We start from the raw sequence: 24,769 nt of genomic DNA on the forward strand, positions 1-24,769 counted from the left end.
GCGCGGTAATGTCCTCGACATCCCGGCCCGGCAGGATGGGCCGCAATGACGCGGATGAGAGGCGGGGCAATGATCGGCGTTCAGACCGAGGGCGGACACCGCGAGGGCGGATTCGTGAAGGCGATGGGCTCCGTCGACGCCCTGTTCGTGGGGTTCGGGGCGATGATCGGCTTCGGTTGGATCACCCTGACGAGCGGATGGCTCACCACCGCGGGAACCTGGGGAGCGATGCTCGCGTTCGTCGTCGGCGGCGCCATCATGGTGCTCGTCGGCCTCGTCTACTCCGAGCTCGTGTCGGCGATGCCGCGAGCGGGCGGCGAGCACAACTACCTGATGCGCGGCATGGGGCCTCGGTGGTCCCTGGTGGGATCCTGGGCCATCACCGGCGGCTACATCACCGTCATCCTGTTCGAGGCGGTGGCGACCCCGCGCACGTTCGACTACCTGTTCCCCGGGCTCGCCTCGCTCATGCCGATGTACACGATCGCCGGCTTCGAGGTCGGGCTGCCGTGGGCGCTCGTCGGCGTCGTCGCGGCGATCGCCGTCACGTGGATCAACATCCGCGGCGTCAAGATCACGTCGCTGGTGCAGACCTTCGTGGTGTCGTTCCTGCTGCTCGTCGCGGCGCTGCTCGTCTTCGGCGGGTTCGCGGGCGGTGACATCGCCAACACCGAGCCGGCCTTCGTGGGCGGCGTCGCGGGATTCGCGATCGTGCTGGGCGCGGTGCCGTTCCTGTTCGTCGGCTTCGACGTGATCCCGCAGGCGGCCGAGGAGATCGACCTGCCGCCGCGCAGGATCGGGCGGATCCTGATCCTGTCGGTCTCGATGGCCGTCGCGTTCTACCTGATCGTCATCTTCGTGACCTCGCTCGCCATGCCCGCGAGCGAACTCGCGGCGTTCGACCTCGTCACCGCCGACGCGCTGGCGATCATGCTGGGCGCCGACTTCTGGGGCCGCGTCGTGATCGCGGGCGGGCTCGCGGGCATCCTGACGTCGTGGATCGGATTCCTGCTGGGTGCGTCGCGGCTGCTCTGGGCGATGTCGGTGTCCGGGATGATCCCCGCGTGGTTCGGCAGGATCCATCCGCGCTACCGGACGCCGTCGAACGCCATCCTCTTCATCGGCGCCCTGTCGGTGATCGCGCCGTTCGGCGGCACGGCCATGCTGGGCTGGGCCGTGGACGGCGGCTCGCCGATGATCGTGCTCGCCTACGCGCTCGTGGCGCTGTCCTTCTGCCTGCTGCGGATCAAGGATCCCGGGATGGAGCGGCCCTTCCGCGTCGGTCGGGGCCGCACGACCGGCATGGTCGTGGGCGTCGCGGCGAGCGTGCTGTGCGTGCTTCTCTTCCTGCTCTACATCCCGGGGCTCACGCCCATCAGCATCACTCTCGCCTGGCAGTCGTACCTGATCTTCGGGGTCTGGATGCTGGTCGGCGTCGCGTTCGCCTTCCGGCTGCCGGGTGGCATCAAGGCGGGACCGGACACCGAGGCGATCCTGCTCGCGGAGATCGCGGCGAGGCGCGGGCGGACCTCGTCGGGGACATGATCCGGAGGGCCGTGACAGGACCGACACCGAAAACGGCGCGTGCCGCGGTCCCGGTGTCGGTGGCAGCGGTTAGGCTCAGGGGGACTCGAACGGAAAGGTCCGAGGAGGACACGCATGGCACGTATCGGTGAGAGCGCCGACCTCTTCAAGTGCTCCTTCTGCGGCAAGAGCCAGAAGCAGGTGCAGCAGCTGATCGCCGGCCCCGGCGTGTACATCTGCGACGAATGCGTCGAGTTGTGCAACGAGATCATCGAAGAGCGGATGGCCGAGTCGGCCGGTACCGGCGAGGTGGCCGAGTTCGACCTTCCCAAGCCCCGCGAGATCTTCGCGTTCCTGGAGGAGTACGTCATCGGCCAGGACCCCGCCAAGCGGGCCCTCGCGGTCGCGGTGTACAACCACTACAAGCGCGTGCGCGCCCGTGGTGAGCTCAAGGCGGCAGACCAGAAGGCCGAGGACGTCGAGGTCGCGAAGAGCAACATCCTGATGCTCGGCCCCACCGGCTGCGGCAAGACGTATCTGGCGCAGACGCTGGCGAAGCGTCTCAACGTGCCGTTCGCCGTCGCCGACGCCACCGCGCTGACTGAAGCGGGCTACGTCGGCGAGGACGTCGAGAACATCCTCCTCAAGCTGCTGCAGGCCGCCGACTTCGACGTCAAGCGCGCCCAGACCGGCATCATCTACATCGACGAGGTCGACAAGATCGCCCGCAAGGCCGAGAACCCGTCGATCACGCGCGACGTCTCGGGCGAGGGTGTGCAGCAGGCGCTGCTGAAGATCCTCGAGGGCACGGTCGCCTCGGTTCCTCCGCAGGGTGGGCGCAAGCACCCGCACCAGGAGTTCATCCAGATCGACACCACGAACGTGCTGTTCATCGTGGCCGGCGCCTTCGCGGGCCTGGAGGACATCATCTCCGCCCGTGTCGGCAAGCACGGCGTCGGCTTCGGCGCCCCGCTGCACGACAAGAACGACGACAGCTCCCTCTTCGGCGAGGTGCTCCCGGAGGACCTGCACAAGTTCGGCCTGATCCCCGAGTTCATCGGCCGGCTTCCCGTCATCGCCTCGGTGCAGCCGCTCGATCAGGACGCGCTGATGGAGATCCTGACCGTTCCGCGCAACGCGCTGGTCAAGCAGTACCAGCGCATGTTCGAGCTCGACGGCGTGCAGCTCGAGTTCGAAGAGGACGCACTGCGCGCCATCGCGGATCTGGCGGTGCTGCGCAAGACCGGTGCGCGCGGTCTCCGCGCGATCCTCGAGGACGTGCTCGGCCCGATCATGTTCGACATCCCTTCGAATGACGACGTGGCGAAGGTGATCGTGACGCGCGCCTCGGTCGAGGACGGCGCCGATCCGACGTTCGTGCTCGCGCAGAAGAAGAAGTCGGCCTGATCTCGTCCCGACGGGTGTGAGACGTACGCTCCGTCAGGGACACTCCTCGGTATGAGGACTTCGCGCGCGTACGCGCTGCTCGCCGTTGTCGTGCTGTCCGGTGCGGCCTCCGGATGCGCATCGCCCTCGGTCGCCGGTTCGCCGGGCGGGGCGGCGTCCGGCGTCTCGTCGCCGTACGTGTGCGGGGGAGCGCCGATCGACTCCGCGGCGTACCGCGAAGCCCGCAGCGCCGACGAGCTGTCGCCGGAGCCCGCGGCGCTTGTGGCGGGCGCGACGGACGACCTGGGAGACCCCGTGACCGTGGACGACCTCGCCTCGTGGTCGATCGTGAGCGAGAGTTCGGCGAGGGTCACGCTCATCCGGCCCCTGGCGGAGCCCGCCGATCTCTACGGCAACGGCGAGCTGCACGATCACGAGCTCTTCACCGCGACGACCGAGCTCGGGGACATCCCCTCCTACGGGCAGCTGTCGTCGTGCGCGCTGTCGCTGGACCCTGCGCCCCTGACCGGAGCCCTGGTCCAGCGCGACCTGGCCGCTCTCCCGTCACCGGATGACACCACGATCGCGCTCCTCGTCACCGAGGGGGCCTGCAACAGCGGGCGGGACGCCGCGGGCCGGATCGAGCTGATCTCGCTGGAGGAGACGGACGCCTCCGTGACGGTGCGCATCGGCATCCGTCCCGAGGGCGGGCCGCAGACCTGCCCCTCGAACCCCACGACGCCGTTCACCATCGAACTCGCCGAGCGCCTGGGCGACCGGGTTCTCCTGGATGGCTCGCTCGTCTCGCCGCGGCCGCTGACCGACGGGCACGCGATCTCGTTCGACTGAGCGCTGTGGTGGCAGGCGCCGACGCCGATGTCGGTGCCCGCGCGTAGCGTGCGCGCATGACCGACATCCGACCCTTCCGGCTCCACGTGCCCGACGCCGTGCTCGCGGACCTGCGTGAGCGCCTGATGCGCACCAGGCTGCTTCCCGACTCGCCGCGGCGGATGCCGTCGGGGATGACGGCTGACTGGCTGCGCGACCTCGTCGATGCATGGGCCACGTGGGACTGGCGCGCCCGCGAGGAATGGCTGGGTGGATTCCCGCAGTTCCTCGCCGACGTCGACGGCGCGACGATCCACTTCGCGCACCTTCGCTCCGACGCGGCCGATGCGCCCGCGCTGCTTGTGATGCACGGCTGGCCGCACACCTTCGCGCTGCAGCTCGACTTCGCGGCGCTGCTGACCGACTTCCACGTCGTGGTCGCCAGCCTGCCGGGCTTCGCATTCTCGCCGCCGTACGCGGACGGACCGGCGGATGAAGCGCGCTTCGCGGCGACCATGCACGCGCTGATGACCGACGTGCTCGGCTACGGGTCGTACCTCACGTACGGCGAGGACGTCTCGGCGAACGTCAGCGACCTGATCGCGGCGACGCATCCGGATCAGGTCGCCGGCATCGTCGCGACGCATGCGCACTTCGGCACCCCGGCCGAGCGTGAGGCGAACGACGATCCCGCGGTGCGAGCGTTCTTCGCGCGGCTGAACGCCGAGCACGGGCCGAACGGGTCGTACGGTCACGTGCAGTGGGCGCGCCCCGACACCCTCGCGGCCGCGCTGAACGACTCTCCGGCGGGCCTGCTCGCCTGGATCGCCGAGAAGCTCGCCGAGTGGGCGGACGTCCCAGGCGACGATCCGGCACGGCTCGAGTCGGTCATCTCGCGCGATCGCATCCTGACGGAGGCGATGATCTACTGGGTCACCCAGAGCATCGCGACGTCGTTCCGGCCGTATCACGAGGGCGCCGACACCCCCGGCCCGATCCCGCCGGTCACCGTGCCCGCCGCCGTGTTCATCCAGCGCCATGAGCACGACTATCCGGAGGTCCTCGCGCGCCGCTACTATCTCGACCTGCGCGTGTTCGAGCGTCTCGAGCGGGGTGGGCACTTCACGATCGCCGAGGTGCCGCGCGAGATGGCCGACCGCGTCCGGGCGTTCGCGGCGACGCTGCGCTGAGCCCCGGCGTCCCCGGCGTGCCGGTCAGCGCTTGCCGACCGCGAGCTGCGCCCGCACAGCGGGGTCGTCATCGAGGAGGTCTGGCTCGGCGGTCGCGCCGACCGCGTCGAAGTACCGGCTGAGAAAGCACCGGAACGCCGCGGCGTACGCGATGTCGGCGATATTGAGGTCGCTGAAGCCGAGGTCCCGCAGACGCTGGATGTCGGCCTCGCCGATGCGCGAGGCGTCGGTCGCGATCTGCTCCGCGTAGTCGAGCATCGCGACGTCGCGCGCGCTCAGACCCGCGGTGCGGTGATCGCTCTGGATTGCGAGCGCCTGCTCGCGCCCCACGAACCGCGTCAGCCCGCGGAAGTACACGTGACTGCAGTAGCTGGACGGCACGTGCTTCGCCACGACGAGCGTGATCATCCGAAACGCCTCGAGGCCCAGCGAGAAGCCGTCACGCAGCTGATGGAGCAGCCTCTCGACGGGTGCCGCCATGTCCGGCCGCGCCGACAGGCTGCGCGTGGCGTTCATGACCATGCCCATGTCGGCGCGCTCCGCGGCGTAGATCTCCGCGATCTCGCCGTCCGCCGCCTCGTCCGACACCGTCTCCAGGTACATGGCGTCCTCCGCTCGGGTCTCCTGCGCGAAGCGTAGACCCGGCGCGGCAGGCGCGACAGATGCTCAGGCGGTCAGGCCGCGGCGCGTCAGCAGTGGCGTGATCTCGGCGTCGCGGCCTCGGAAGTCGCGGTAGGCCTCGAGGGGATCCTTGGCGCCGCCGACACCGAGCAGGCGCTGCCGGAACCGGTCGCCGTTCGCGCGGGTGAGGCCGCCGTTCTCGCGAAACCACTCCACGGTGTCGGCGTCGAGCACCTCGGCCCAGATGTAGGAGTAGTACCCCGCGCTGTAGCCGCCCGAGAACACGTGCGCGAAGTACGTGGACGAATAGCGCGGCGGGACGGCGGGCTCGTCGAGACCGATGTCGGCGAGGGCCGCGGCCTCGAACGCGTCGACGTCGGTGACCGCGTCGGCCTCGGCGCGCGACAGCGAGTGCCACGCCTGATCGAGCCACGCCGCGGCGAGGTACTCGCTCGTCGCGAAGCCCTGGTTGAACGTCTCGGTCGCACGCAGGCGCTCGACCACGTCTGTGGGCAGCGGTTCGCCGGTCTCATGGTGCACGGCATACTCCGCCAGCACCTCGGGCCAGAGGATCCACATCTCGTTGACCTGGCTCGGGAACTCCACGAAGTCGCGGTGCACAGCCGTCGCGGCGAAGTGCGGGTAGGTCACGGTGGCGAACAGGCCATGCAGCGCGTGGCCGAACTCGTGGAACAGCGTCGTGACCTGATCGAGCGTCAGCAGCGTCGGCGACCCCGCCGCCGGCTTCGGCACGTTGAGGTTGTTGACCACGACGGGCTGAGTGCCGCGCAGGGCCGACTGCTTGACGATCGAGTTCATCCAGGCCCCGCCGCGCTTCGTGTCGCGCGTGTACAGATCCAGCACGTACAGGCCAAGCGCCGATCCGTCCTCGTTGAAGATCTCGAACGTGCGGGTGTCGGGGTGGTAGGCGGGGATGTCGGCGCGCTCGCGGAACGTCAGACCGTAGAGCAGGTTCGCCGCGCGGAAGACGCCATCCTGCAGAACGCGCTCCGCCTCGAACCAGGGGCGCAGCGCGGCCGCGTCGATGTCGTACTCCGCGGAGCGCACCTTCTCGGTCCAGAACGCCCAGTCGTGCGCCTCGAGCGGGTAGGGCTCGGCCGCGGTCGCGTCGATGAGGCGCTGCAGCGCGGCCTTCTCGGCCTGAGCGTTGCGCGCGGCGGGAATCGCGAGCTGCCTCAGCAGCGACTGCACCGCCTCGGGCGTTCCCGCCGTCTGATCCGCGGTGACGTAGGCCGCGTGCGACGCGTAGCCGAGCAGCTCGGCGCGCTCGGCGCGCAGCCGGACGATCTCGAGCAGCACGGCGCTGTTGTCGTGAACGTCGCCCCGAGATGCCCGGGCGCGCGAGGCGGCCATGATGCGCTCGCGCGACGCGCGGCTCGTCAGCTGCGCGAGGTACGGATGACCCGAGAACAGGGTCAGGGTCACGAGCCACTTGCCCTCGAGGCCGCGCTCTCGCGCCGCCTCGACCGCGGCCGACAGCTCACCCTCCGTCAGGCCGTCGAGCTCCGCAACGTCGTCGAACGCCACCGCGAGCTCGTTCGTGTCCGCGAGGAGGTTCTTCTCGAACTGCGTCGTGAGCTCGGACAGGCGGCGGTTGAGCGCGGTCAGGCGCTCCTTGGCGGAGTCGTCGAGCGCGGCGCCGGCGTGCGTCATCTCGCGGAAGTGACGCTCGACGAGCCGCCGCGACTCGGCATCCAGGTCCAGATCGTCGAGTCGCTCGTGCAGGGCGCGGATGCGCGCGTAGAGGCGGCCGTCGAGCTGGATGGCGTCGGTGTGCGCGGCCATAAGCGGCGCGAGCTGCTCGTCGATCGCCTGGATCTCGGGCGTCGCGTCGGACGAGCTGACCGTGTAGAACGCCAGGATGACGCGCTCGAGCTGCGCGCCCGCCTGCTCGAGCGCGAGCAGGGTGTTCTCGAACGTCGGCTCGTCATCCCGTGACGCGATCGCCTCCACCTCGGCGCGATGGGCCGCGAACGCGGCCTCGAATGCGGGAAGGTAGTGCGCCGGCTCGATCGCCGCGTAGTCGGGCACGCCGTAGGGGAGCGGCGACGGGGCGAGCAGCGGGTTGAAGGCGGGGGCGTCGGTCATTCCTCCACCCTAGCCAACGGCAAGGAAACCTCTGCAAAGAAGCTGTTGCAAAGAAACCTTTGCGGTCGTACGCTGGGGGACATGACGGATGAGCAGCCCGAACAGCCGACCCGCGAGCGCCGTGTCCTCGATGTCGCGGCGCTGCGCGCGCTGGGGCATCCGCTCCGCATGCGGATCTTCGACATCCTGAGCCAGCACGGGCCGCAGACCTCGAGCACGCTGGCCGAGCTGACGGGGGAGTCGTCCGGATCCACGAGCTACCACCTGCGGATCCTCGCCAAGCAGGAGCTGATCCGCGAGATCCCCGAGCGCAGCACGGGCCGCGAGCGCTGGTGGGAGCGGCCGAAGGGCTCCACGGCGTGGGGCGACACGGACGACACCCGTTCGCCCGCCGGCCGCGCCGCGCTCCAGGCCGCGACCTCGGAGTTCCACCGTCTCCGCAACGAGGAGACGCTCGACTTCTTCACCCGCCGCGCCGACCGCGAACCGGAGGAGTGGCGCGACGTCGCCTCCTCCTTCACCACGACGGCCCGGATGACGCCGGCCCAGCTCGCCGAGATCGCCGACCAGATCGAGGCCCTCATCACCGCGGCCGGCGAACGCTACCGCGATCAGGAGGGTGAGGACGTGCGCAGCGTCACCATCCGCGCCGACCTCTTTCCGCTGCGCCAGCTCGGAGGTGCCTCATGACCGCTGTCACGCTGTACCCGCGCGCCGCGATCCAATCGCTGCGCATCACGCCGAGCGAGCGGTTCGCGCTGCGCGCGGCCGATGCACTCGCGGCGTACATCCATCGTCGGGCGATGCGCCGCGATGCACGACTGCTCGCCGATCTCGAGCGCGAGCGCCTGCTCGGCGAGAGCCGGCTCGCCGCGATGCGCGCCATGGCGCGCGACGTCCCCCGGCTCTGACCCCGGAGACGACGAAGGGGCCTGAGCTTCCGCGGAAGTCAGGCGCCTTCGTGCATCCGGTCAGCGCTCGTCGTCGTCCATGCCGTCGATGTGACCCACCACGGCCCGGCCGTCCGGCGCGAGCGAGACGGTGACGCCCGTGTCGAGCTCGGCGATCGGGCGCCCCTCGAGCCAGGTCAGCGTCCACCCGGGCTTCGGGCCTTCGAGAAGGTGCTCCTCGACCTTCGCGATCGTCTCGCGAAGCTCCGCGGGCACCGATGCGGGCGGCTGCGATCCTGCCGTCCAACGGGTTCCGAGCTGCATCATGCCTCCGTCTCCGCGAGGTCGATGCGCGTCACCGCGAACTCCTCGCCGTCGGTGATCTCGAGTTCCTGGATGCGCCCCACGGCCTTCAGGTCGCCGGCCGCCAGGCGCAGGGCCGCGGCGGTGGCCGCGGGGGCGGCGATCGCCGCGAAGGCCACGGGGGTCTTCTGCGACGCCTTCGCCTCGGTCTTCGCGCGCCGGACGCCGATCAGGGCCTCGCTCGCGGCGGTGAGCACCGCGAGGTCGCCCTCGACGCCCGCGGGCGTCGGCCATCCGGCGGTGTGGACGGATCCCTCGCGGAACCACGACCACGTCTCCTCGGCAGCGAACGCCAGCACCGGGGCGAACAGGCGGATCAGCGTCTCGAGCGCCGTGCGCAGGGCGAGCGCCGCCGAGGCCTGGCCGGGGTTGGCCTGGTCGTACGCACGCTCCTTGACGAGCTCGAGGTAGTCGTCGCAGAACGTCCAGAAGAACGACTCCGACACCTCGAGCGCTCGGGCGTGGTCGTACGCCTCCAGCGCCTTGGTGGCATCGGCGACGACGCGATCGAGCGTGGCGAGCATCGACAGGTCGAGGGGCTCGGTCACCTCGGCGCCATCCGGCACCGGGAAGCCGAGCACGAACTTCGCCGCGTTGAGCAGCTTGATCGCGAGACGGCGACCGATCTTGATCTGCGTCGGGTTCTGCGGGTCGAACGCCGCGTCGGTGCCGAGCCGGCTCGAGGCCGCCCAGTAGCGCACCGCGTCGGAGCCGTGCTGCGCGAGGATGTCCGCCGGGGTGACGACATTGCCCTTCGACTTCGACATCTTCTTGCGGTCGGGGTCGACGATGAAGCCCGAGATCGAGGCGTTCGCCCACGGGGTGCGGTCATCCTCGAGCGCGCTGCGCAGCAGCGTCGAGAACAGCCACGTGCGGATGATGTCCTGGCCCTGCGGGCGCACGTCAAACGGCGCCACGAGGTTCCAGAGCTCCTCGTCGCGCTGCCAGCCGCCGACGATCTGCGGCGTGAGCGAGGACGTGGCCCAGGTGTCGAGCACATCCGTCTCGCCGATGAACCCGCCCGGCACGCCACGCTGTTCCTCGGTGAAGCCGGCAGGCACATCCGTCGACGGGTCGACGGGCAGCTGGTCGGGGGTCGCGAACAGGACGTCGCTCTGGTCGCCGTTCTCATCCAGCGCGTACCAGACGGGGATCGGCACGCCGAAGAACCGCTGGCGCGAGACGAGCCAGTCGCCGGTGAGGCCGTTCACCCAGTTCTCGTAGCGGACGCGCATGAACTCGGGGTGCCACTCGATCTGGCGGCCGAGCTCGAGCAGACGCTCCTTGAGCTTCTCGTCGCGCGCGCCGTTCGTCAGGTACCACTGCTTGGTCGAGACGATCTCGAGCGGGCGGTCGCCCTTCTCGAAGAACTTCACGGGGTGCATGAAGGGCTTGCCCACCTCGAGCAGGCGACCGGACGCCTCGAGCAGTTCGGCCATCTTCTTCTTCGCGCTGAAGACCGTCAGGCCCACGAGCTCGGCGTACGCGGCCTTGCCCTCGTCGGTCGTGATCGCCTCGGGGGCGTCGGCGACGACGCGGCCGTCGAGGCCGATGATCGTGCGGATCGGCAGATCCAGCTCGCGCCACCAGATCATGTCCGTGACGTCGCCGAAGGTGCAGATCATCGCGATGCCGGTGCCCTTGTCGGGCTGCGCGAGCGGGTGCGGCAGCACCGGGACCTCGACGCCGAAGACCGGGGTCGTCACGGTCTTGCCGAAGTAGGGCTGGTAGCGCTCGTCGTCGGGGTGCGCCACGAGCGCGACACACGCCGCGAGCAGCTCCGGGCGCGTCGTCATGATCTCGATGTCGCCCGATCCATCCGTCTTCGCGAACGCGATCCGGTGGAAGGACGCCTGCTGCTCGCGATCCTCGAGCTCGGCCTGCGCGATCGCACTGCGGAAGTCGACATCCCACAGCGTCGGCGCGAGGGCCCGGTACGCCTCGCCGCGGTCGGCCGAGCGCAGGAACGCGAGCTGGCTCGTCCGGATGGTGTCGTCCGAGATCGTGCGGTACGTCTGCGTCCAGTCGACCGAGAGGCCGAGCGCGCGCCAGACCTCCTCGAAGGTCTTCTCGTCCTCGACGGTGAGGGTCTCGCACAGCTCGATGAAGTTGCGGCGGCTGACGGGCACCTGGTCGGCGGCCTTCAGGCTCTTGGCGTTCCCCTCGAACGGCGGCGTGAAGTCGGGGTCGTACGGAAGCGACGGGTCGCATCGCACGCCGTAGTAGTTCTGCACACGGCGCTCGGTCGGCAGGCCGTTGTCGTCCCAGCCGATCGGGTAGAACACGGTCTTGCCGCGCATGCGCTCGAAGCGCGCCTTGACGTCTGTGTGCGTGTACGAGAACACGTGGCCGATGTGCAGCGATCCCGACGCCGTGGGCGGGGGAGTGTCGACCGAGTAGACGCCCGCGCGACCGGCGGCCTTCGCCGCATCACGGTCGAACAGGTACGTGCCCTGCTCTTCCCAGGCGGATCCCCACTTCGATTCGAGACCCTCGAGCGCGGGCTTGTCGGGAATGGCGGCCATAAGGATCTCCTCGTTATATGCGGCACGGTGTCTGCGTGCCTGAGTGTGGGGTTGTGCCTCGAGTCTACCGGCCTGCCGGATGGTGCCATCCGGTCCGAAACGACGGACGATTCCCAGCTCTCCGGATGAGATCAGCGATATTGATCCGGAGATCCGGCTGTCATCCGTAGATTCGGGTCAGTCGGCAGCGGTGAACGCGCCCGCGTCGAGGATCGGGACAGCAGCAGAGGCATCGGCGTCGATGGCGACTTCCACGTCCTCACCGAAGCCCTTGCTGATCAGCTCGCGACCGCTGGTGCAGTTGCGGACGCGATCTGCGAAGCGGATCCCGCTGGCGTCGAAGAGCTCGGCCGCGGCCTCGGCTTCGGGGCTGAAAGAGCCGTCGTGACCGAGCGCGGCGAGCGCCGACAGGATGGCCCCCGCCCCGAGGTGGTCCTCCAACGCGGGGCGCAGAGAATCGTCGTGGTCCCAGCGCTCGCCGGCCGGGATCACCGCGATCGATCGTCCCGCGGCGGCAGCCGGACTGAGCCACTCGGCAACCGCGCCGGCATTGCGCAGGCATCCGGCGACGACGGAGGAATGCCCATGCGTCAGCTCGGCCGCGATCGTCGAGCCGTTGGGTGACGGCAGTACGAGACGGGGGACGAGGTCGCACGTCAGGAGGTGCGCCGGCGAGAGCGACGGCGCGGGAACCGCTCCGGGCCTGGCCGGTTCCAGACGTCCCATTGCCAGCTCGGCATCGTGGTCATCGGCGAAGCGATGAGCCTCTGCTCCCTGCCAGCGGAACGGGAAGACCTGCATGCCGCGCCCGACGGCGACCGTCACCGATGTGGTGAAGCTCAGGACGTCCACCACCACTGCGATGTCCGGCCGAGTGGCGCGCGCACCCGCCCGACCCCATTCGAGCCGCACACCGAAGTCGCCTTGCCCGAAGAGATCCGCCACAGCGGAGGAGGCTATCCCGGTACGTGGTCGGGCGCCAGCCGCCGATCCTGACCCCCCGGAGACCATCACGTCTCGTCCACAGGGGACCGGATTACGCGAACAGTCACTCAGCGAGCGGCGATCACCTTCGACCCGCTCGACGATGCGAGACCGTCGAGTATGGATCCGATCGCCGTCGTCGCCGAACTCGGCGGCATCGCCCGCGTGAGAGACGTGCTCGACGCCGGGGTGACCTCATCCGCACTCAAGAGGGCCAAGAGACAGAAGCAGCTCATTCGCCCCGCCAACGGGTGGGTGGCGCTGCCGACGGCCGACCCGTTCCTTCGCGTCGCCGCGGAGCTGGGCGTGGTGATCTCGTGTGTGACCCGCGCCGAGCGGGTCGGGCTGTGGACCTTCGGCAGCGACAAGCACCACGTGGCTGCGCGGCCGGATCAGCGCCTGCCGCGCAAGACGGCGGCGCATGTCCATTGGGCGCGCCCAGTCGTTCCGCGGGCTCCGGGAACGCTCGAGGACGGCATCGAGAACACACTCGTGCTGATCGCGGAGTGCCAGCCGTTCGAGAAGGCGCTGGTGGTGTGGGAATCCGCGATGCGGTCGAACCTGATCGACCTGGATGTCATGCGCAATCTGCGTCTGAGCGAGCGTGCACGACGGGTGCTCGACGCGGCGCTGCCCTTCGCCGACTCGGGGCTGGAGACGGTCGTGATCCCGCGACTCAGATGGTTGAAGCTGCCCCTGCGCCGACAGGTCGTGATCGCCGGACGTCCCGTGGACCTGCTGATCGGCGATCGGCTCGTCCTCCAGATCGACGGCGGGCACCACATCGGTCCGCAGCGGGACGCGGACAACGCCCACGACGCGCAGCTCAAGCTCATGGGCTACCACGTCATCCGCGTGAGCTACCGGCAGATCCTCGACGACTGGCCGTCGGTGCATGACGTGATCGCCCTCGCCGTCGCGCAGGGCCTTCACCTCGCGCGGTCGTGACGTCGAGCATGGCCGGATCGACGGACAGGATCCGAAACGACGGAGCGGATCCGGCATCCTGCTCCGTCGTTTCAGGCATCGTCCGTACTTTCGGACCGTAGCGCGGGAGCCTCAGTCGCGGACGTCGATGCCGGCCGCCACGGCGAAGACCGGGGCGAGACGCTCGACCTGGAGCGACGAGAGGGTGACGCCGCGCAGCGAGAGCACGTCGAGGAAGCCCACGGCGTCGAGCCCGCGCAGGTCGACGTCGGCCGAGCGCATTCCGCGCGGATCGACCTCGTCCACCCGGCAGTCGTCGAAGGCGACGCGCGTGAGCGTCGCGTGCGGCAGATCCAGGGCGCGGATCGTGCACCCGGAGACCAGGATGTCCTCCGCGCGCGATCCGGCGAGCGTCAGATAGTCGATGCGGACGTCGCGCAGCTCGAGTTCCGCGACCTGCGCTCCCGTGAGATCGAGCGTGCCGATGCGGCCACCGGTGACGCGCAGACGCCGGATCGTCGTGTCGCGCGCCGACACGGACGCCGCCCGCAGGTTCGAGACCGACACGTCGATCAGGGTCGCTCCGAGCAGATCGAGCGAGTCGACGGCGGCGTCGTCGATCGCGCACTCCTCGAGCGACGCATGCGCGAGATCCACGGAAGCGTCGAGCCCGGCGAAGCGCTGCTGGTGCGCATCCATCCCGCGCCTCGGGACGCCATCCTCGAGCCGATTCGGCAGATCGGGCGACGAGACGCGGGGCGGGGCGGGACGGACGACGGATCTGGCCATTCCGCCACGGTATCCCCGGACGGCGGCGACCCCGTAGAATCGAGGGAACGGCATCGATCCGGCCATCACCGGGGAGCTCGCGGAAGAACAGGCTTCGGCCCCAGTAGAACCGCGCGGGGCAGGCCCGTCACAGCCGCAGTGAAAGCGGCGCGGTGCTTCGGCACCACGCAACGCGGGGTGGTACCGCGGCACCTGTCGTTCGTCGGCAGAGGTCGTCCTCGCAGACCGTCACCGGATCTGCTGGAGTGCTGATGACCTACCCGAAGTCTTCCTTTGGTCCCGCTGCCGACGCGCAGAGCGCGATCGCGCCGAGCCCGCGCTTCCCCGACATCGAGCGCGACGTGCTGTCGTTCTGGCAGCAGGACGACACCTTCCGCGCGTCGATCGAGCAGCGCGAGGGATCCGAGGAGTGGGTCTTCTACGACGGCCCGCCGTTCGCGAACGGCCTGCCGCACTACGGCCACCTGCTCACCGGCTACGCGAAGGACCTCTTCCCGCGCTTCCAGACCATGCGGGGTCGCAAGGTCGACCGCGTGTTCGGCTGGGACACGCACGGCCTCCCGGCCGAGCTGGAGGCGATGAAGCAGCTCGGGATCACCGAGAAGAGCGAGATCGAGGCCATGGGCGTCGACACGTTCAACGCCAAGGCGCGCGAGTCCGTCCTCACCTACACGCGCGAGTGGCAGGACTACGTCACGCGCATGGCGCGCTGGGTCGACTTCGACCGCGGCTACAAGACGCTCGACACCACGTTCATGGAGAGCGTGCTGTGGGCCTTCAAGCAGCTGTTCGACAAGGGCCTCGCGTACGAGGGCTACCGCGTGCTGCCGTACTGCTGGCGCGACCAGACGCCGCTGTCCACGCACGAGCTGCGGATGGACGACGACGTCTACAAGAACCGTCAGGATCCGTCGGTGACCGTGACGTTCCCGCTCACGGGCGAGAAGGCGGCGGCTCTCGACATCGAGGGGGCGCGAGCTCTCGCCTGGACGACGACGCCGTGGACGCTTCCCACCAACATGTCGCTCGCGGTCGGGCCCGGCATCACGTACGCCGTGGTGCCCGTCGGGCCGAACGGCGCGAAGGAGGGCGCGCAGGGCGACGAGTTCCTGCTCGCCGAGGATCTGCTGGGCGGCTACGCGAAGGACCTCGGCTACGAGTCGCCCGACGATGCGAAGGCGGCCGTGCGCACGCGCGTGGCCGGCGCCGACCTCGCGGATGTCACGTTCGAGCGGCTCTTCGACTACTTCGCCGACACCGAGAAGTGGGGCACGCAGAACGCGTGGCGCATCCTCGTCGACGACTACGTCACCACCGGCGACGGCACGGGAATCGTGCACCAGGCCCCCGCCTACGGTGAGGACGACAAGCGACTGAACGACGCCGCCGGCATCCCGACCATCGTCTCGCTCGGCGACGACGGGAGGTTCCTCGACATGGTGCCGGATGTCGCGGGCGAGCTCTGGATGGACGCGAACACCCCGCTCGTGCGTCTGCTGCGTCAGAACGGCCGCCTGCTGCGCCTGCAGTCGTACGAGCACTCGTACCCGCACTGCTGGCGCTGCCGGAACCCTCTGATCTACAAGGCGGTGTCGAGCTGGTTCGTCCGCGTCACCGATTTCAAGGACCGCATGGTCGAGCTCAACGAGCAGATCACCTGGTCGCCCGAGAACGTCAAGCACGGCCAGTTCGGCAAGTGGGTCGAGGGTGCGCGTGACTGGTCGATCAGCCGCAACCGGTTCTGGGGATCGCCGATCCCGGTCTGGAAGTCGGATGACCCGAACCACCCGCGCCTCGACGTCTACGGCTCGCTCGCGGAGCTCGAGCGCGACTTCGGCACCCTGCCGCGCAACGAGCAGGGCGAGGTGGATCTTCACCGCCCGTACATCGACGACCTGACCCGCCCGAACCCCGACGATCCCACGGGGCAGAGCACGATGCGCCGGATCGAGGACGTCTTCGACGTGTGGTTCGACTCGGGATCGATGCCGTTCGCGCAGGTGCACTACCCGTTCGAGAACGCCGACTGGTTCGACACCCACGCCCCGGCCGACTTCATCGTCGAGTACATCGGTCAGACGCGCGGCTGGTTCTACGTGATGCACGCGCTCTCGACCGCGCTGTTCGACCGCCCCGCGTTCTCGGGCGTCTCGTGCCACGGCATCGTGCTCGGCAGCGACGGGCAGAAGATGTCGAAGTCGCTGCGCAACTACCCCGACGTGTCCGAGGTGTTCGACCGCGACGGATCCGACGCGATGCGCTGGTTCCTGATGTCGTCGAGCGTGCTGCGCGGCGGCAACCTCATCGTCACCGAGGAAGGCATCCGCGCGGGCGTGCGCGAGTTCCTGCTGCCGCTGTGGAACTCGTGGTACTTCTTCGCGACGTACTCGAACGCGGCGGGCGGGCCGGAGGGATCCGGATACGAGGCGCAGTGGCGCACCGACTCCACCGACGTGCTCGACCGGTACATCCTCGCGCTGCTCGGCGACCTCGTGCGCGACGTCGCCGCCGATCTCGACGCCCTCGACTCGACCACGGCCGCCGCGCGCCTGCGCGACTTCGCCGAGGTGCTGACGAACTGGTACATCCGTCGTTCGCGCGACCGGTTCTGGACGGGCGTGACGGAGGATCCGAAGAGCCGCGAGGCCTTCGACACGCTGTACACTGTGCTCGAGACGCTCACGCGCGTCGCGGCGCCGCTCATCCCGCTGGTGGCGGAGCGCGTGTGGCAGGGCCTGACGGGCGGCCGCAGCGTGCACCTGACGGATTGGCCGGATGCGACCGCGTTCCCGGAGGCCGCCGACATCCGCGAGGCGATGGACGCCGTGCGCGAGGCCTCGAGCGTCGCGAACGCGCTCCGCAAGAAGGAGGGGCTGCGCGTGCGCCTGCCGCTCGCGAAGCTCACGGTCGTGACCGGCCACGCCGGTCTCGGCCAGTTCGAGGACATCCTGCGCGAGGAGCTGAACGTCAAGGCGGTCGAGCTCGTGGCGCTGGGCGACGACACAGCAGCCGAGTACGGCATCTCGCACCGGCTCACGGTCAACGCGCGCGCCGCCGGCCCGCGCCTGGGCAAGCAGGTGCAGCAGGCGATCCGCGCCGCGAAGGAGGGCGACTGGTCGGAGCAGGACGGCGTCGTCACCGCCGGCGGACTGGCGCTGGAGCCGGGCGAGTACGAGCTCGTGCTCGAGACCACCGGACGTCCCGAGGGCGAGGCGCTCGCGCTGCTGCCGACGGGTGGCTTCGTGCTGCTGGACACCAACACGACGCCCGAGCTGGAGGCCGAGGGCCTCGCGCGCGACGTCATCCGCGCCGTGCAGGACACCCGGAAGGCGGCGGGCTTCGACGTGAGCGACCGGATCCGTCTCTCCCTCGCCTTCGCAGATGAGGCCGATGCCGCCGCCGTGCGCAGCGCGTTCGACGTGGCCGACGTGGCGGGGGAGACCCTCGCGGTCGAGCATGCCGTCACGACCGGGTCGACCCCGGGCGAGGCCGAGCACACCGCCGTGGTGAGCACGGGCACATACGCGAACAGGGGCGACTTCGCGGTCGCCGTGAGCCGGATCGGAGCCGCCAAGTGAGCGACAGCGAGGACATCGTCGAGGGGACCCCGGAGGACCGCCGGCGCGCCGACGCGGTCTACGAGACGCTGCTCTCGCGTGCGGGCGAGCGGTGGGTGCAGCCGCGCAAGGAGCGCACCGCGCGCGTGCTCGAGCTGCTCGACGATCCGCAGCGCACCTATCGCGTCGTGCACGTGACGGGCACGAACGGGAAGACCTCGACGAGCCGGATCATCGAGAGCCTCATCCGTGCGCACGGGCTGCGCACCGGCCTGTTCACCAGCCCGCACCTCGAGCGCTTCACCGAGCGCATCCTGATCGACGGCCGCCCCATCGCGGACGCCGCCGTCGCGGATGCCTGGGAGGAGATCGAGCCCTTCGTGGGCATCGTCGACGCCGAGCTCGAGGCGAAGGACGAGGAGCCGCTGACCTTCTTCGAGCTGCTCACCGTGCTCGCGTTCGTCGCGTGCGCCGACGCGCCGATCGACGTGCTCGTCCTCGAGGTCGGCATGGGTGGCGAGTGGGACTCGACGAACACCGCCGACGGTGACGTGGCGGTCTTCGCGCCGATCGATGTCGACCACGCCGACCGCCTCGGCGAGACGATCGCGGAGATCGCGACGGTGAAGGCCGGGATCATCAAGGACGGCGCGCGCGTCGTCTCGGCCCGCCAGCGCCCCGAGGCCGAGGCGGTGCTCCGCCGCGTCGCGGCCGCGAAGGGCGCCGAGATCGCGTTCGAGGGCGCCGACTTCGCCCTCGCCGAGGACAAGCTCGCCGTCGGCGGGCAGCTGATCACGGTGAAGGGCCTCGCGGGGGAGTACCCCGAGGAGTACCTGCCGCTGTACGGGCGCCACCAGGGTGCGAACGCCGCGCTCGCTATCGCCGCCGTCGAGTCGCTGATCGGCGGCGCATCGCAGCCGATCGCCGGTGCGGTGCTGACCGAGGGGCTCGCCGAGGCGACGTCCCCCGGACGCCTCCAGCTCGTGGGCGTCGAGCCGACCGTCGTCGTCGACGCGGCGCACAACCCGCACGGCGCCGCGGCCCTCGCCGCCGCCCTCCGCGAGGCGTTCGACTTCGACGAGTGGGGCCTCGTGCTCGGCGTGCTCGGCGACAAGGACGCGATCGGCATCCTGCGCGAGCTCGGCCCGATCGCGGCGCATGTGTTCGTCACCGCTCCCGAGTCGGAGCGCGCGACCGAGCCGGACTCGCTGGCGGATCTCGTCGAGAGCGCCGGGCTGCGCACCACGGTGCACCCCAACCTCGCCGATGCCGCGGACGCCGCGCGGGAGTGGGCGTCGGAGAGCCCGCGCCGCGCGGTCGCGATCGCCGGATCGGTGCTGCTCGCGGGTGAGGCGCTGACGCTCTCGGAGGCGGACGACTGGAAGTCCGGGTGGAAGGGATGAGCGAGCCCGCGCCGAAGGCCCCCCGCTACCGCTCCCTGCCCGAGAAGCTCGGTCAGGTCGTCCTCGGGTTCGAGGCGATCGTCGTGTTCCTCGCCGGACTTGTGATCTACGGGCTGCGCGCGCTGCCCGAGCCGATCGCGCCCTGGTGGGGGATCGTCGCCGGTGCCGTCGTGGGGCTGGCGATGTTCCTCACGTCCGGTCTGCTGCGGCGCAGATCCGGCTTCGTGATCGGCTGGGTGCTCCAGGTGGTCGTCGCGCTCGGTGCCTTCGTGGTGCCGGCCATCCTGTTCGTCGCGCTCGTCTTCGGCGGCATGTGGGCGTATGCGACGATCGGAGGCGGACGGATCGAGCGCCGGATCGCCGCACAGCGCGCCGCGCACGACGACTCGAACTGACCGAACGCCGCCCCGTGCGGCAGTGACAAACGCAACGGAGAGAGAGCACATGGCCACCGAAGAGACCCTCGTCCTCATCAAGCCGGACGGCGTCGCCCGGGGACTGACCGGATCGATCCTCGCTCGCATCGAGGCGAAGGGCTACTCGCTCGTCGACATCCGCCTCGTCGAGCCGAGCCGCGACCTTCTCGCGCAGCACTACGCCGAGCACGAGGGCAAGCCGTTCTACGAGCCGCTGCTCGAGTTCATGATGTCCGGCCCGGTGGTCGCCATCCGCGTCGCCGGCAACCGCGTCATCGAGGGCTTCCGCTCGCTCGCGGGAACCACCGACCCGACGACCGCGGCGCCCGGCACGATCCGCGGCGACTTCGGTCGTGACTGGGGCGTCGCGGTGCAGCAGAACCTCGTGCACGGCTCCGACTCGCCCGAGTCGGCGTCGCGCGAGCTGGCGATCTGGTTCGCGTGAGCTGAAGCCGCTCCTCGTTCGTTGAGCGAGGAGCGAAGCGACGAGTCGAAACGGTCCGGACGTGCCACGGCGTGAAGCCGCCGGCGGTCCGGGCCGTTTCGACTCGGGCGTGGACGCCCTCACTCAACGACCGAAGGAGATCGGCCCCTCGCGTCTGTGGACCGACGGGCCTAGAACAGGTTGTCGAGCACGTCGAGGCGCAACTGGGCGAGCACGGCGATCACCGCGTAGCTCACGATGGCGAACAGCGGCAGCCAGCCCATGAGCGTCCCGGCGACCCGCCGTGCCCCGGATCCGCCGACGACACGGATGGTGTGCAGCAGCACCGCATAGAACGACGGGATCGTCACGACCCACGTCACCATGCACCACGGGCACAGCGTTCCCAGCACGAAGATGCTCTGGCCGATCAGCCACACGACGAAGCCGAACGCGAACGTCATGCCGGCAAGGAACAGCAGCCAGAACCACTTGGCGAAGCGCGCTCCTGCGAGCAGTGCCATCCCCACGACGATCGGGGCGACCCACCCGGTGAGGCCGAGGATCGGGTTCGGGAAGCCGAACGCCGAGCCCTGCGCCGACTCGAGGTTCGCCGAGCACTGGACCAGCAGGCTGAAGTCGCAGGATGCGTCCGTGCCCGGGTTCTGCAGGCTGTGGAAGCGCTCGATCGTGAGCGAGAAGGCCGCCCACCAGCCGATGGCTCCGGCGATCACGAGCCAGACGGCGAGGACGACGGGGCGGCGCGGCGATTCGGTCACCGCACCATTGTCTCCCGGGTCTCACGCGCCGTCGTGCCGCGCGTGCGTGCGATTACCGCGCGCGGGGTGCGATAATGACACCTGACGCATCTCGCGGCCGCGCCGCGTTCCGCGTCGATTGAAGACTTCGGGGCAACGGATGCCCCGCGCGACCAGAGCCATGAGCCGGTCGCAGGCCGAATGAGTTCGCGGAGCCGCCGAGGCGGAGCCGCACGAGATTTCCGGGCGACGCGCGGATGTCCGCCCGCAGGGAGTACGCCAGCAATGGCTGAACAGAACAATGAACACGACGAGCGCACCTTCGACGAGCCTGCGGACGCGGTAGCGCCCGAGGCTCAGGCTTCCGAGAGCGAGCAGCCCGTCGAGGCTCCCGCCGACGCGCAGCCGACCGAAGAGCAGCCGTCCGAGGAGCAGCCCGCCGACGCGGCGCCGGTCGATGAGCAGCCCGCCGACGCGGCGCCGGTCGATGAGCAGCCCGCCGCGGAGAGCGAGCGCGCGGTCGCCGAGCCGGAGGCCGACGCGCCTGAGGCCACGGAGCCGGAGGCCGACGCGGCTGACGCCACCGAGCCCGCCGAGCCCGGCGAGGCCGAGCCCGCAGGCTCCGAGCCGGCTGACGCTGAGCCCGCACCGACCACCGAGGCCGAGCCGGAGACCCCGGAGCGCCCGACGGCCGTGAGCCTCGGGCTGCTTCCCGAGCAGTTCGTGTCGCAGGTCTCGACCGCGCTGCACTTCTACGCGCCCGACATCCAGCCGCTTCCCGCGCTGCCCGCCCAGGAGGAGCCGAGCTCGGCTCGCTCGTCGCGACGTCGCCGCCGCCGCGGCGGCAGCGAGGGCGCCGACGAGGCCCCCGCCGCCGCGCAGGCCGAGGAGGCCCCGCGCCGCCGCCAGCGCGTCGTCGAGGTCATCACCGAGCCGCAGCGGATCAAGGGATCGACGCGCCTCGAGGCGAAGAAGCAGCGCCGCCGCGACGGCCGCGAGGCGGGCCGTCGCCGTCCCGTGGTGACCGAGGCCGAGTTCCTCGCGCGCCGGGAGGCGGTCGACCGCCAGATGATCGTGCGCTCGAAGAGCGGCCGTGTGCAGATCGCGGTGCTCGAGGACAACGTCCTCGTCGAGCACTACGTGGCGCGCAGCCAGGACGCGTCGCTGATCGGCAACGTCTACCTCGGTCGCGTGCAGAACGTGCTGCCGAGCATGGAGGCGGCCTTCGTCGACATCGGGCGCGGCCGCAACGCCGTCCTCTACTCGGGCGAGGTCGACTGGGATTCGGTCGAGACCGGCAACCAGCCCCGCCGCATCGAGCTCGCCCTCAAGCCGGGCGACAAGGTCCTCGTGCAGGTCACGAAGGACCCCGTCGGCCACAAGGGCGCCCGTCTGACCAGCCAGATCTCCCTGCCCGGTCGCTACCTGGTCTACGTGCCGGGCGGCGCCATGAACGGCATCTCGCGCAAGCTGCCCGACACGGAGCGCTCGCGCCTGAAGAAGATCCTCAAGGAGGTGCTGCCCGAGTCGTCCGGAGTCATCGTCCGCACGGCCGCCGAGGGCGCCACCGAGGAGCAGCTGACCCGGGATGTGAACCGCCTCACCTCGCAGTGGGCGCACATCAACGCGATGGTCGAGAAGGGCAACGCCCCGAGCCTGCTCCACAGCGAGCCCGACCTCCTGGTGAAGATCGTCCGCGACGTCTTCAACGAGGACTTCACGAAGATGCTCATCCAGGGCGCCGACGCGCAGAGCACCATCACCAGCTACCTCGAGGGCGTCGCCCCCGACCTGCTCGACCGGGTCGAGAAGTACGAGGACGAGCAGGATCCCTTCGACGCGTTCCGCATCACCGAGCAGATCGAGAAGGCGCTCGACCGCAAGGTCTGGCTGCCGTCGGGCGGCTCGCTCGTGATCGACCGCACCGAGGCGATGACCGTCGTCGACGTCAACACCGGCAAGTTCGTCGGCTCGGGCGGAAACCTCGAGGAGACCGTCACCAAGAACAACCTCGAGGCCGCCGAGGAGATCGTCCGCCAGCTGCGGCTGCGCGACATCGGCGGCATCATCGTCGTCGACTTCATCGACATGGTCCTCGAGTCGAACCGCGACCTCGTGCTGCGGCGGCTCGTCGAGTGCCTGAGCCGCGACCGCACGAAGCACCAGGTCGCCGAGGTCACCTCGCTCGGACTCGTGCAGATGACCCGCAAGAAGCTCGGCCTCGGCCTCCTCGAGACCTTCAGCGAGGCGTGCGAGGTCTGCGCCGGCCGCGGCGTGATCGTCCATCACGATCCCGTCGCCAAGCACCGTCCCGTCGGCAACGGCAACGGCGGTGGCAGCGCGGGCGGCAACGGCGGCGGCTCCGGCCGGCGCTCGCGCGGCGGCGGGTCGTCGAACGGGCAGTCGGGCAACGGGGGAGGCCAGCCCTCGAGCGCGGCCTCCAGCACCGCGGGCACGCACGTGATCACCGAGGGCGTGAAGTCGGCCCTCGCCCAGATCGCCGCGTCGACGCTGTCGCACCCCGAGAAGCAGGAGACGCTTCCCGAGGTCCGCATCGAGCTGCCCGAGGGGCCGCGCACGCCCGCGAAGCAGGATGCGCCCCGCCAGGACGCCCAGGACGGCGCACCGCGCGAGGATCGTCAGAAGAAGCCGCGCCGCAAGCGCCCGGCGGCCGAGCCCGCTCAGCCGCAGCGCAAGTCGTCGACCGAGCAGCTGCTCGACTCCGTGCTCAACGCCCTGCCGGAGCCGAAGGCACCGGGGCAGGGACGCAGCCGCAGCCGCCGCGTCACCACGGCCGCGCTCACCGGCACGGCGGTCTCGGTGACCCCGGTCGCACCGGCCCCTCTCGCCGAGGACTGACCGGCGTCGTCGAACGCCGCGGGCTCAGCGCCCGCGGCGTTCGCGCGTCGTCTGGGTCATCCGTGGCGGCGCTGGCGCGCCGTACAGGTCATCCGTGGCGGCGCTCGCGCGCCGTCACACGCAGCCCGGAGGCGATCAGCGCGCGCACGAGCTCCTTGCCCGAGACGTGCCGGGCGCCGGCGGCGATCAGCCGCGGGACGGCATCCTGCGGCACGTCGTAGTGGTCGCGGTCGAACGAGCGCGGCGGCACGTCCTGCGCCGCCGCGAACGCGTGAAGCTCGGCGAGATCCGAGTCGCTCACGAGGTGCGCCCACAGGCGCCCGTGCGCGGGCCAGACCGGATCATCCACCAGGATCGCCATCGCACGATCGTAACCAGCGGGAACGCGGCGACGCGCCGGGTCGCCGCTTTTGCCGGATCCAGGTTGGATCGGGTAGAGTATTCCTTTGGTGCGTCCCGTATGTCGCGCGCTCCAGACAGCGCCGCGACGAAAGTCTTGCAGACGCCCCTCGCTGCCAGCGAGAGCAAGCGAAGTCTTTCCCGTGAGATACCGGAGCCGGACGAGGCTCCCCAATGAAACAGGTGTGAAGTGGTTTACGCAGTTGTGCGCGCCGGCGGCCGGCAGGAGAAGGTCGAGGTCGGCACCATCGTTCAGCTCGACCGTGTGCAGGCTGCTGCGGGCGAGACGATCGAGCTGCCCGCCGTCCTCTTCGTCGACGGTGACAACGTGACGACCGACGCTGAGAAGCTCGCGAAGATCAAGGTCACGGCCGAGGTCGTCGGCAACCTTCGCGGCCCGAAGATCGTCATCCAGAAGTTCAAGAACAAGACCGGCTACAAGAAGCGCCAGGGACACCGTCAGGACCTCACGCGCGTCAAGATCACCGGCATCAAGTAAGCAGCGGAGGATCTGAGCAATGGCACACAAAAAGGGCGCAAGCTCCACCCGTAACGGTCGCGACTCCAACGCCCAGCGACTGGGCGTGAAGCGCTTCGGCGGTCAGGTCGTCAGCGCCGGCGAGATCATCGTCCGCCAGCGTGGCACCCACTTCCACCCGGGCGCCAACGTCGGTCGCGGTGGCGACGACACCCTGTTCGCCCTCGCCGCCGGTGCGGTCGAGTTCGGCAACAAGGGCGGCCGCAAGGTCGTCAACATCGTCGCGGGCGAGTAATCACTCGACGCGCACGAGCACTCTTGGGAACGGGGCGGGCTTCG

The 24,769-nt window shown here is 70.0% G+C and carries 22 protein-coding genes; 14 read left to right on the top strand and 8 right to left on the bottom strand.

Translation table 11 applies throughout. The annotated features are described in order from the left end of the window. Positions 1-69: 69 nt before the first annotated feature. From ABD161_RS09705 to ABD161_RS09720, 4 genes are all read left to right on the top strand, one after another. Positions 70-1,545, top strand: coding sequence for an APC family permease (locus ABD161_RS09705; protein WP_344001953.1), 1,476 nt, complete (start codon positions 70-72; stop codon positions 1,543-1,545). A 114-nt stretch (positions 1,546-1,659) separates the two neighbouring features. Next, positions 1,660-2,931 carry an ATP-dependent Clp protease ATP-binding subunit ClpX gene (clpX, locus tag ABD161_RS09710; RefSeq protein ID WP_344001956.1) on the top strand — a complete coding sequence of 424 codons (1,272 nt, stop codon included), beginning with the start codon at positions 1,660-1,662 and terminating at the stop codon, positions 2,929-2,931. Between the two features lie 51 nt (positions 2,932-2,982). Continuing rightward, the gene (locus ABD161_RS09715; protein ID WP_344001959.1) at positions 2,983-3,759 is read left to right on the top strand and encodes a hypothetical protein; all 777 of its coding nucleotides are present in this window, start codon (positions 2,983-2,985) and stop codon (positions 3,757-3,759) included. A gap of 56 nt (positions 3,760-3,815) precedes the next feature. Next, the gene (locus tag ABD161_RS09720; RefSeq protein WP_344001962.1) at positions 3,816-4,928 is read left to right on the top strand and encodes an epoxide hydrolase family protein; all 1,113 of its coding nucleotides are present in this window, start codon (positions 3,816-3,818) and stop codon (positions 4,926-4,928) included. Positions 4,929-4,952: 24 nt separating this feature from the next. On the opposite strand, the gene ABD161_RS09725 is transcribed toward ABD161_RS09720, so the two are convergent. Together ABD161_RS09725 and ABD161_RS09730 are read right to left on the bottom strand one after the other, a co-directional pair. After that, a complete protein-coding gene (locus ABD161_RS09725) occupies positions 4,953-5,531 on the bottom strand; it encodes a carboxymuconolactone decarboxylase family protein (RefSeq protein ID WP_344001965.1) in 579 nt (192 codons plus the stop codon). A gap of 63 nt (positions 5,532-5,594) precedes the next feature. Beyond that, on the bottom strand, positions 5,595-7,658 hold the full coding sequence (locus ABD161_RS09730; RefSeq protein ID WP_344001968.1) for a M3 family metallopeptidase: 2,064 nt from the start codon (positions 7,656-7,658) through the stop codon (positions 5,595-5,597). Positions 7,659-7,739: 81 nt separating this feature from the next. On the opposite strand from ABD161_RS09730, the gene ABD161_RS09735 reads away from it, so the two are divergent. Then, positions 7,740-8,348, top strand: a complete 609-nt coding sequence (locus ABD161_RS09735; protein WP_344001971.1) for a helix-turn-helix domain-containing protein — start codon at positions 7,740-7,742, stop codon at positions 8,346-8,348. After that, on the top strand, positions 8,345-8,569 hold the full coding sequence (locus ABD161_RS09740) for a hypothetical protein (RefSeq protein WP_344001974.1): 225 nt from the start codon (positions 8,345-8,347) through the stop codon (positions 8,567-8,569). The genes ABD161_RS09735 and ABD161_RS09740 overlap by 4 nt, the downstream gene beginning before the upstream one ends. A gap of 60 nt (positions 8,570-8,629) precedes the next feature. On the opposite strand, the gene ABD161_RS09745 is transcribed toward ABD161_RS09740, so the two are convergent. The 3 genes from ABD161_RS09745 to ABD161_RS09755 all read right to left on the bottom strand — a co-directional run bounded on the left by ABD161_RS09745 (position 8,630) and on the right by ABD161_RS09755 (position 12,381). Further along, positions 8,630-8,872, bottom strand: a complete 243-nt coding sequence (locus tag ABD161_RS09745) for a hypothetical protein (RefSeq protein WP_344002492.1) — start codon at positions 8,870-8,872, stop codon at positions 8,630-8,632. Further along, positions 8,872-11,436, bottom strand: coding sequence for a valine--tRNA ligase (valS, locus tag ABD161_RS09750; protein WP_344001977.1), 2,565 nt, complete (start codon positions 11,434-11,436; stop codon positions 8,872-8,874). The genes ABD161_RS09745 and valS overlap by 1 nt, the downstream gene beginning before the upstream one ends. Positions 11,437-11,613: 177 nt before the next feature. Beyond that, the gene (locus ABD161_RS09755; RefSeq protein WP_344001980.1) at positions 11,614-12,381 is read right to left on the bottom strand and encodes a 2-phosphosulfolactate phosphatase; all 768 of its coding nucleotides are present in this window, start codon (positions 12,379-12,381) and stop codon (positions 11,614-11,616) included. Between the two features lie 159 nt (positions 12,382-12,540). Between ABD161_RS09755 and ABD161_RS09760 the strand changes: the two genes are divergently transcribed. Continuing rightward, complete coding sequence (locus ABD161_RS09760; protein ID WP_344001983.1) at positions 12,541-13,368, top strand: endonuclease domain-containing protein; 828 nt, start codon at positions 12,541-12,543, stop codon at positions 13,366-13,368. A gap of 111 nt (positions 13,369-13,479) precedes the next feature. Here the strand turns inward: ABD161_RS09760 and ABD161_RS09765 are convergent, their stop codons facing one another. After that, positions 13,480-14,136 carry a pentapeptide repeat-containing protein gene (locus ABD161_RS09765; RefSeq protein WP_135112211.1) on the bottom strand — a complete coding sequence of 219 codons (657 nt, stop codon included), beginning with the start codon at positions 14,134-14,136 and terminating at the stop codon, positions 13,480-13,482. Between the two features lie 251 nt (positions 14,137-14,387). Between ABD161_RS09765 and ileS the strand changes: the two genes are divergently transcribed. From ileS to ndk, 4 genes are read left to right on the top strand one after another with little or no spacing between them, the layout of a single operon-like run. Continuing rightward, positions 14,388-17,714, top strand: coding sequence for an isoleucine--tRNA ligase (ileS, locus tag ABD161_RS09770; protein WP_344001986.1), 3,327 nt, complete (start codon positions 14,388-14,390; stop codon positions 17,712-17,714). Then, complete coding sequence (locus ABD161_RS09775) at positions 17,711-19,096, top strand: bifunctional folylpolyglutamate synthase/dihydrofolate synthase (RefSeq protein ID WP_233441051.1); 1,386 nt, start codon at positions 17,711-17,713, stop codon at positions 19,094-19,096. Before ileS ends, ABD161_RS09775 begins: the two co-directional genes overlap by 4 nt. Next, positions 19,093-19,491 (top strand): DUF4233 domain-containing protein, encoded by a 399-nt coding sequence (locus ABD161_RS09780; RefSeq protein ID WP_344001990.1) that lies wholly within the window; start codon positions 19,093-19,095, stop codon positions 19,489-19,491. Before ABD161_RS09775 ends, ABD161_RS09780 begins: the two co-directional genes overlap by 4 nt. Before the next feature lie 49 nt (positions 19,492-19,540). Next, positions 19,541-19,957 carry a nucleoside-diphosphate kinase gene (gene ndk / locus ABD161_RS09785; protein ID WP_135112217.1) on the top strand — a complete coding sequence of 139 codons (417 nt, stop codon included), beginning with the start codon at positions 19,541-19,543 and terminating at the stop codon, positions 19,955-19,957. A gap of 170 nt (positions 19,958-20,127) precedes the next feature. On the opposite strand, the gene ABD161_RS09790 is transcribed toward ndk, so the two are convergent. After that, positions 20,128-20,715 carry a vitamin K epoxide reductase family protein gene (locus tag ABD161_RS09790; RefSeq protein ID WP_344001995.1) on the bottom strand — a complete coding sequence of 196 codons (588 nt, stop codon included), beginning with the start codon at positions 20,713-20,715 and terminating at the stop codon, positions 20,128-20,130. A 264-nt stretch (positions 20,716-20,979) separates the two neighbouring features. Between ABD161_RS09790 and ABD161_RS09795 the strand changes: the two genes are divergently transcribed. Continuing rightward, positions 20,980-23,553, top strand: coding sequence for an Rne/Rng family ribonuclease (locus ABD161_RS09795; RefSeq protein WP_344001998.1), 2,574 nt, complete (start codon positions 20,980-20,982; stop codon positions 23,551-23,553). A gap of 88 nt (positions 23,554-23,641) precedes the next feature. Here ABD161_RS09795 and ABD161_RS09800 read toward each other — a convergent pair whose 3' ends face one another. Next, positions 23,642-23,914 carry a DUF4031 domain-containing protein gene (locus ABD161_RS09800; RefSeq protein WP_344002001.1) on the bottom strand — a complete coding sequence of 91 codons (273 nt, stop codon included), beginning with the start codon at positions 23,912-23,914 and terminating at the stop codon, positions 23,642-23,644. A gap of 228 nt (positions 23,915-24,142) precedes the next feature. Between ABD161_RS09800 and rplU the strand changes: the two genes are divergently transcribed. Then, entirely contained in the window at positions 24,143-24,451 is a 309-nt protein-coding gene (rplU, locus tag ABD161_RS09805; protein WP_135112225.1) for a 50S ribosomal protein L21, read from the top strand. 19 nt (positions 24,452-24,470) lie between these two features. After that, positions 24,471-24,725, top strand: coding sequence for a 50S ribosomal protein L27 (gene rpmA, locus ABD161_RS09810; RefSeq protein WP_135112227.1), 255 nt, complete (start codon positions 24,471-24,473; stop codon positions 24,723-24,725). Positions 24,726-24,769 lie beyond the last annotated feature (44 nt).

Source organism: Microbacterium paludicola, from assembly GCF_039529675.1.
GTDB lineage: Bacteria > Actinomycetota > Actinomycetes > Actinomycetales > Microbacteriaceae > Microbacterium > Microbacterium paludicola.

Bases quoted from the DNA above. Each gene is read 5' to 3' on its own strand.
- ABD161_RS09705 (WP_344001953.1), top strand. From the start codon at position 70: ATGATCGGCGTTCAGACCGAGGGCGGACACCGCGAGGGCGGATTCGTG.
- clpX (WP_344001956.1), top strand. From the start codon at position 1,660: ATGGCACGTATCGGTGAGAGCGCCGACCTCTTCAAGTGCTCCTTCTGC.
- ABD161_RS09715 (WP_344001959.1), top strand. From the start codon at position 2,983: ATGAGGACTTCGCGCGCGTACGCGCTGCTCGCCGTTGTCGTGCTGTCC.
- ABD161_RS09720 (WP_344001962.1), top strand. From the start codon at position 3,816: ATGACCGACATCCGACCCTTCCGGCTCCACGTGCCCGACGCCGTGCTC.
- ABD161_RS09725 (WP_344001965.1), bottom strand. From the start codon at position 5,531: ATGTACCTGGAGACGGTGTCGGACGAGGCGGCGGACGGCGAGATCGCG.
- ABD161_RS09730 (WP_344001968.1), bottom strand. From the start codon at position 7,658: ATGACCGACGCCCCCGCCTTCAACCCGCTGCTCGCCCCGTCGCCGCTC.
- ABD161_RS09735 (WP_344001971.1), top strand. From the start codon at position 7,740: ATGACGGATGAGCAGCCCGAACAGCCGACCCGCGAGCGCCGTGTCCTC.
- ABD161_RS09740 (WP_344001974.1), top strand. From the start codon at position 8,345: ATGACCGCTGTCACGCTGTACCCGCGCGCCGCGATCCAATCGCTGCGC.
- ABD161_RS09745 (WP_344002492.1), bottom strand. From the start codon at position 8,872: ATGCAGCTCGGAACCCGTTGGACGGCAGGATCGCAGCCGCCCGCATCG.
- valS (WP_344001977.1), bottom strand. From the start codon at position 11,436: ATGGCCGCCATTCCCGACAAGCCCGCGCTCGAGGGTCTCGAATCGAAG.
- ABD161_RS09760 (WP_344001983.1), top strand. From the start codon at position 12,541: ATGGATCCGATCGCCGTCGTCGCCGAACTCGGCGGCATCGCCCGCGTG.
- ABD161_RS09765 (WP_135112211.1), bottom strand. From the start codon at position 14,136: ATGGCCAGATCCGTCGTCCGTCCCGCCCCGCCCCGCGTCTCGTCGCCC.
- ileS (WP_344001986.1), top strand. From the start codon at position 14,388: ATGACCTACCCGAAGTCTTCCTTTGGTCCCGCTGCCGACGCGCAGAGC.
- ABD161_RS09780 (WP_344001990.1), top strand. From the start codon at position 19,093: ATGAGCGAGCCCGCGCCGAAGGCCCCCCGCTACCGCTCCCTGCCCGAG.
- ndk (WP_135112217.1), top strand. From the start codon at position 19,541: ATGGCCACCGAAGAGACCCTCGTCCTCATCAAGCCGGACGGCGTCGCC.
- ABD161_RS09795 (WP_344001998.1), top strand. From the start codon at position 20,980: ATGGCTGAACAGAACAATGAACACGACGAGCGCACCTTCGACGAGCCT.
- ABD161_RS09800 (WP_344002001.1), bottom strand. From the start codon at position 23,914: ATGGCGATCCTGGTGGATGATCCGGTCTGGCCCGCGCACGGGCGCCTG.
- rpmA (WP_135112227.1), top strand. From the start codon at position 24,471: ATGGCACACAAAAAGGGCGCAAGCTCCACCCGTAACGGTCGCGACTCC.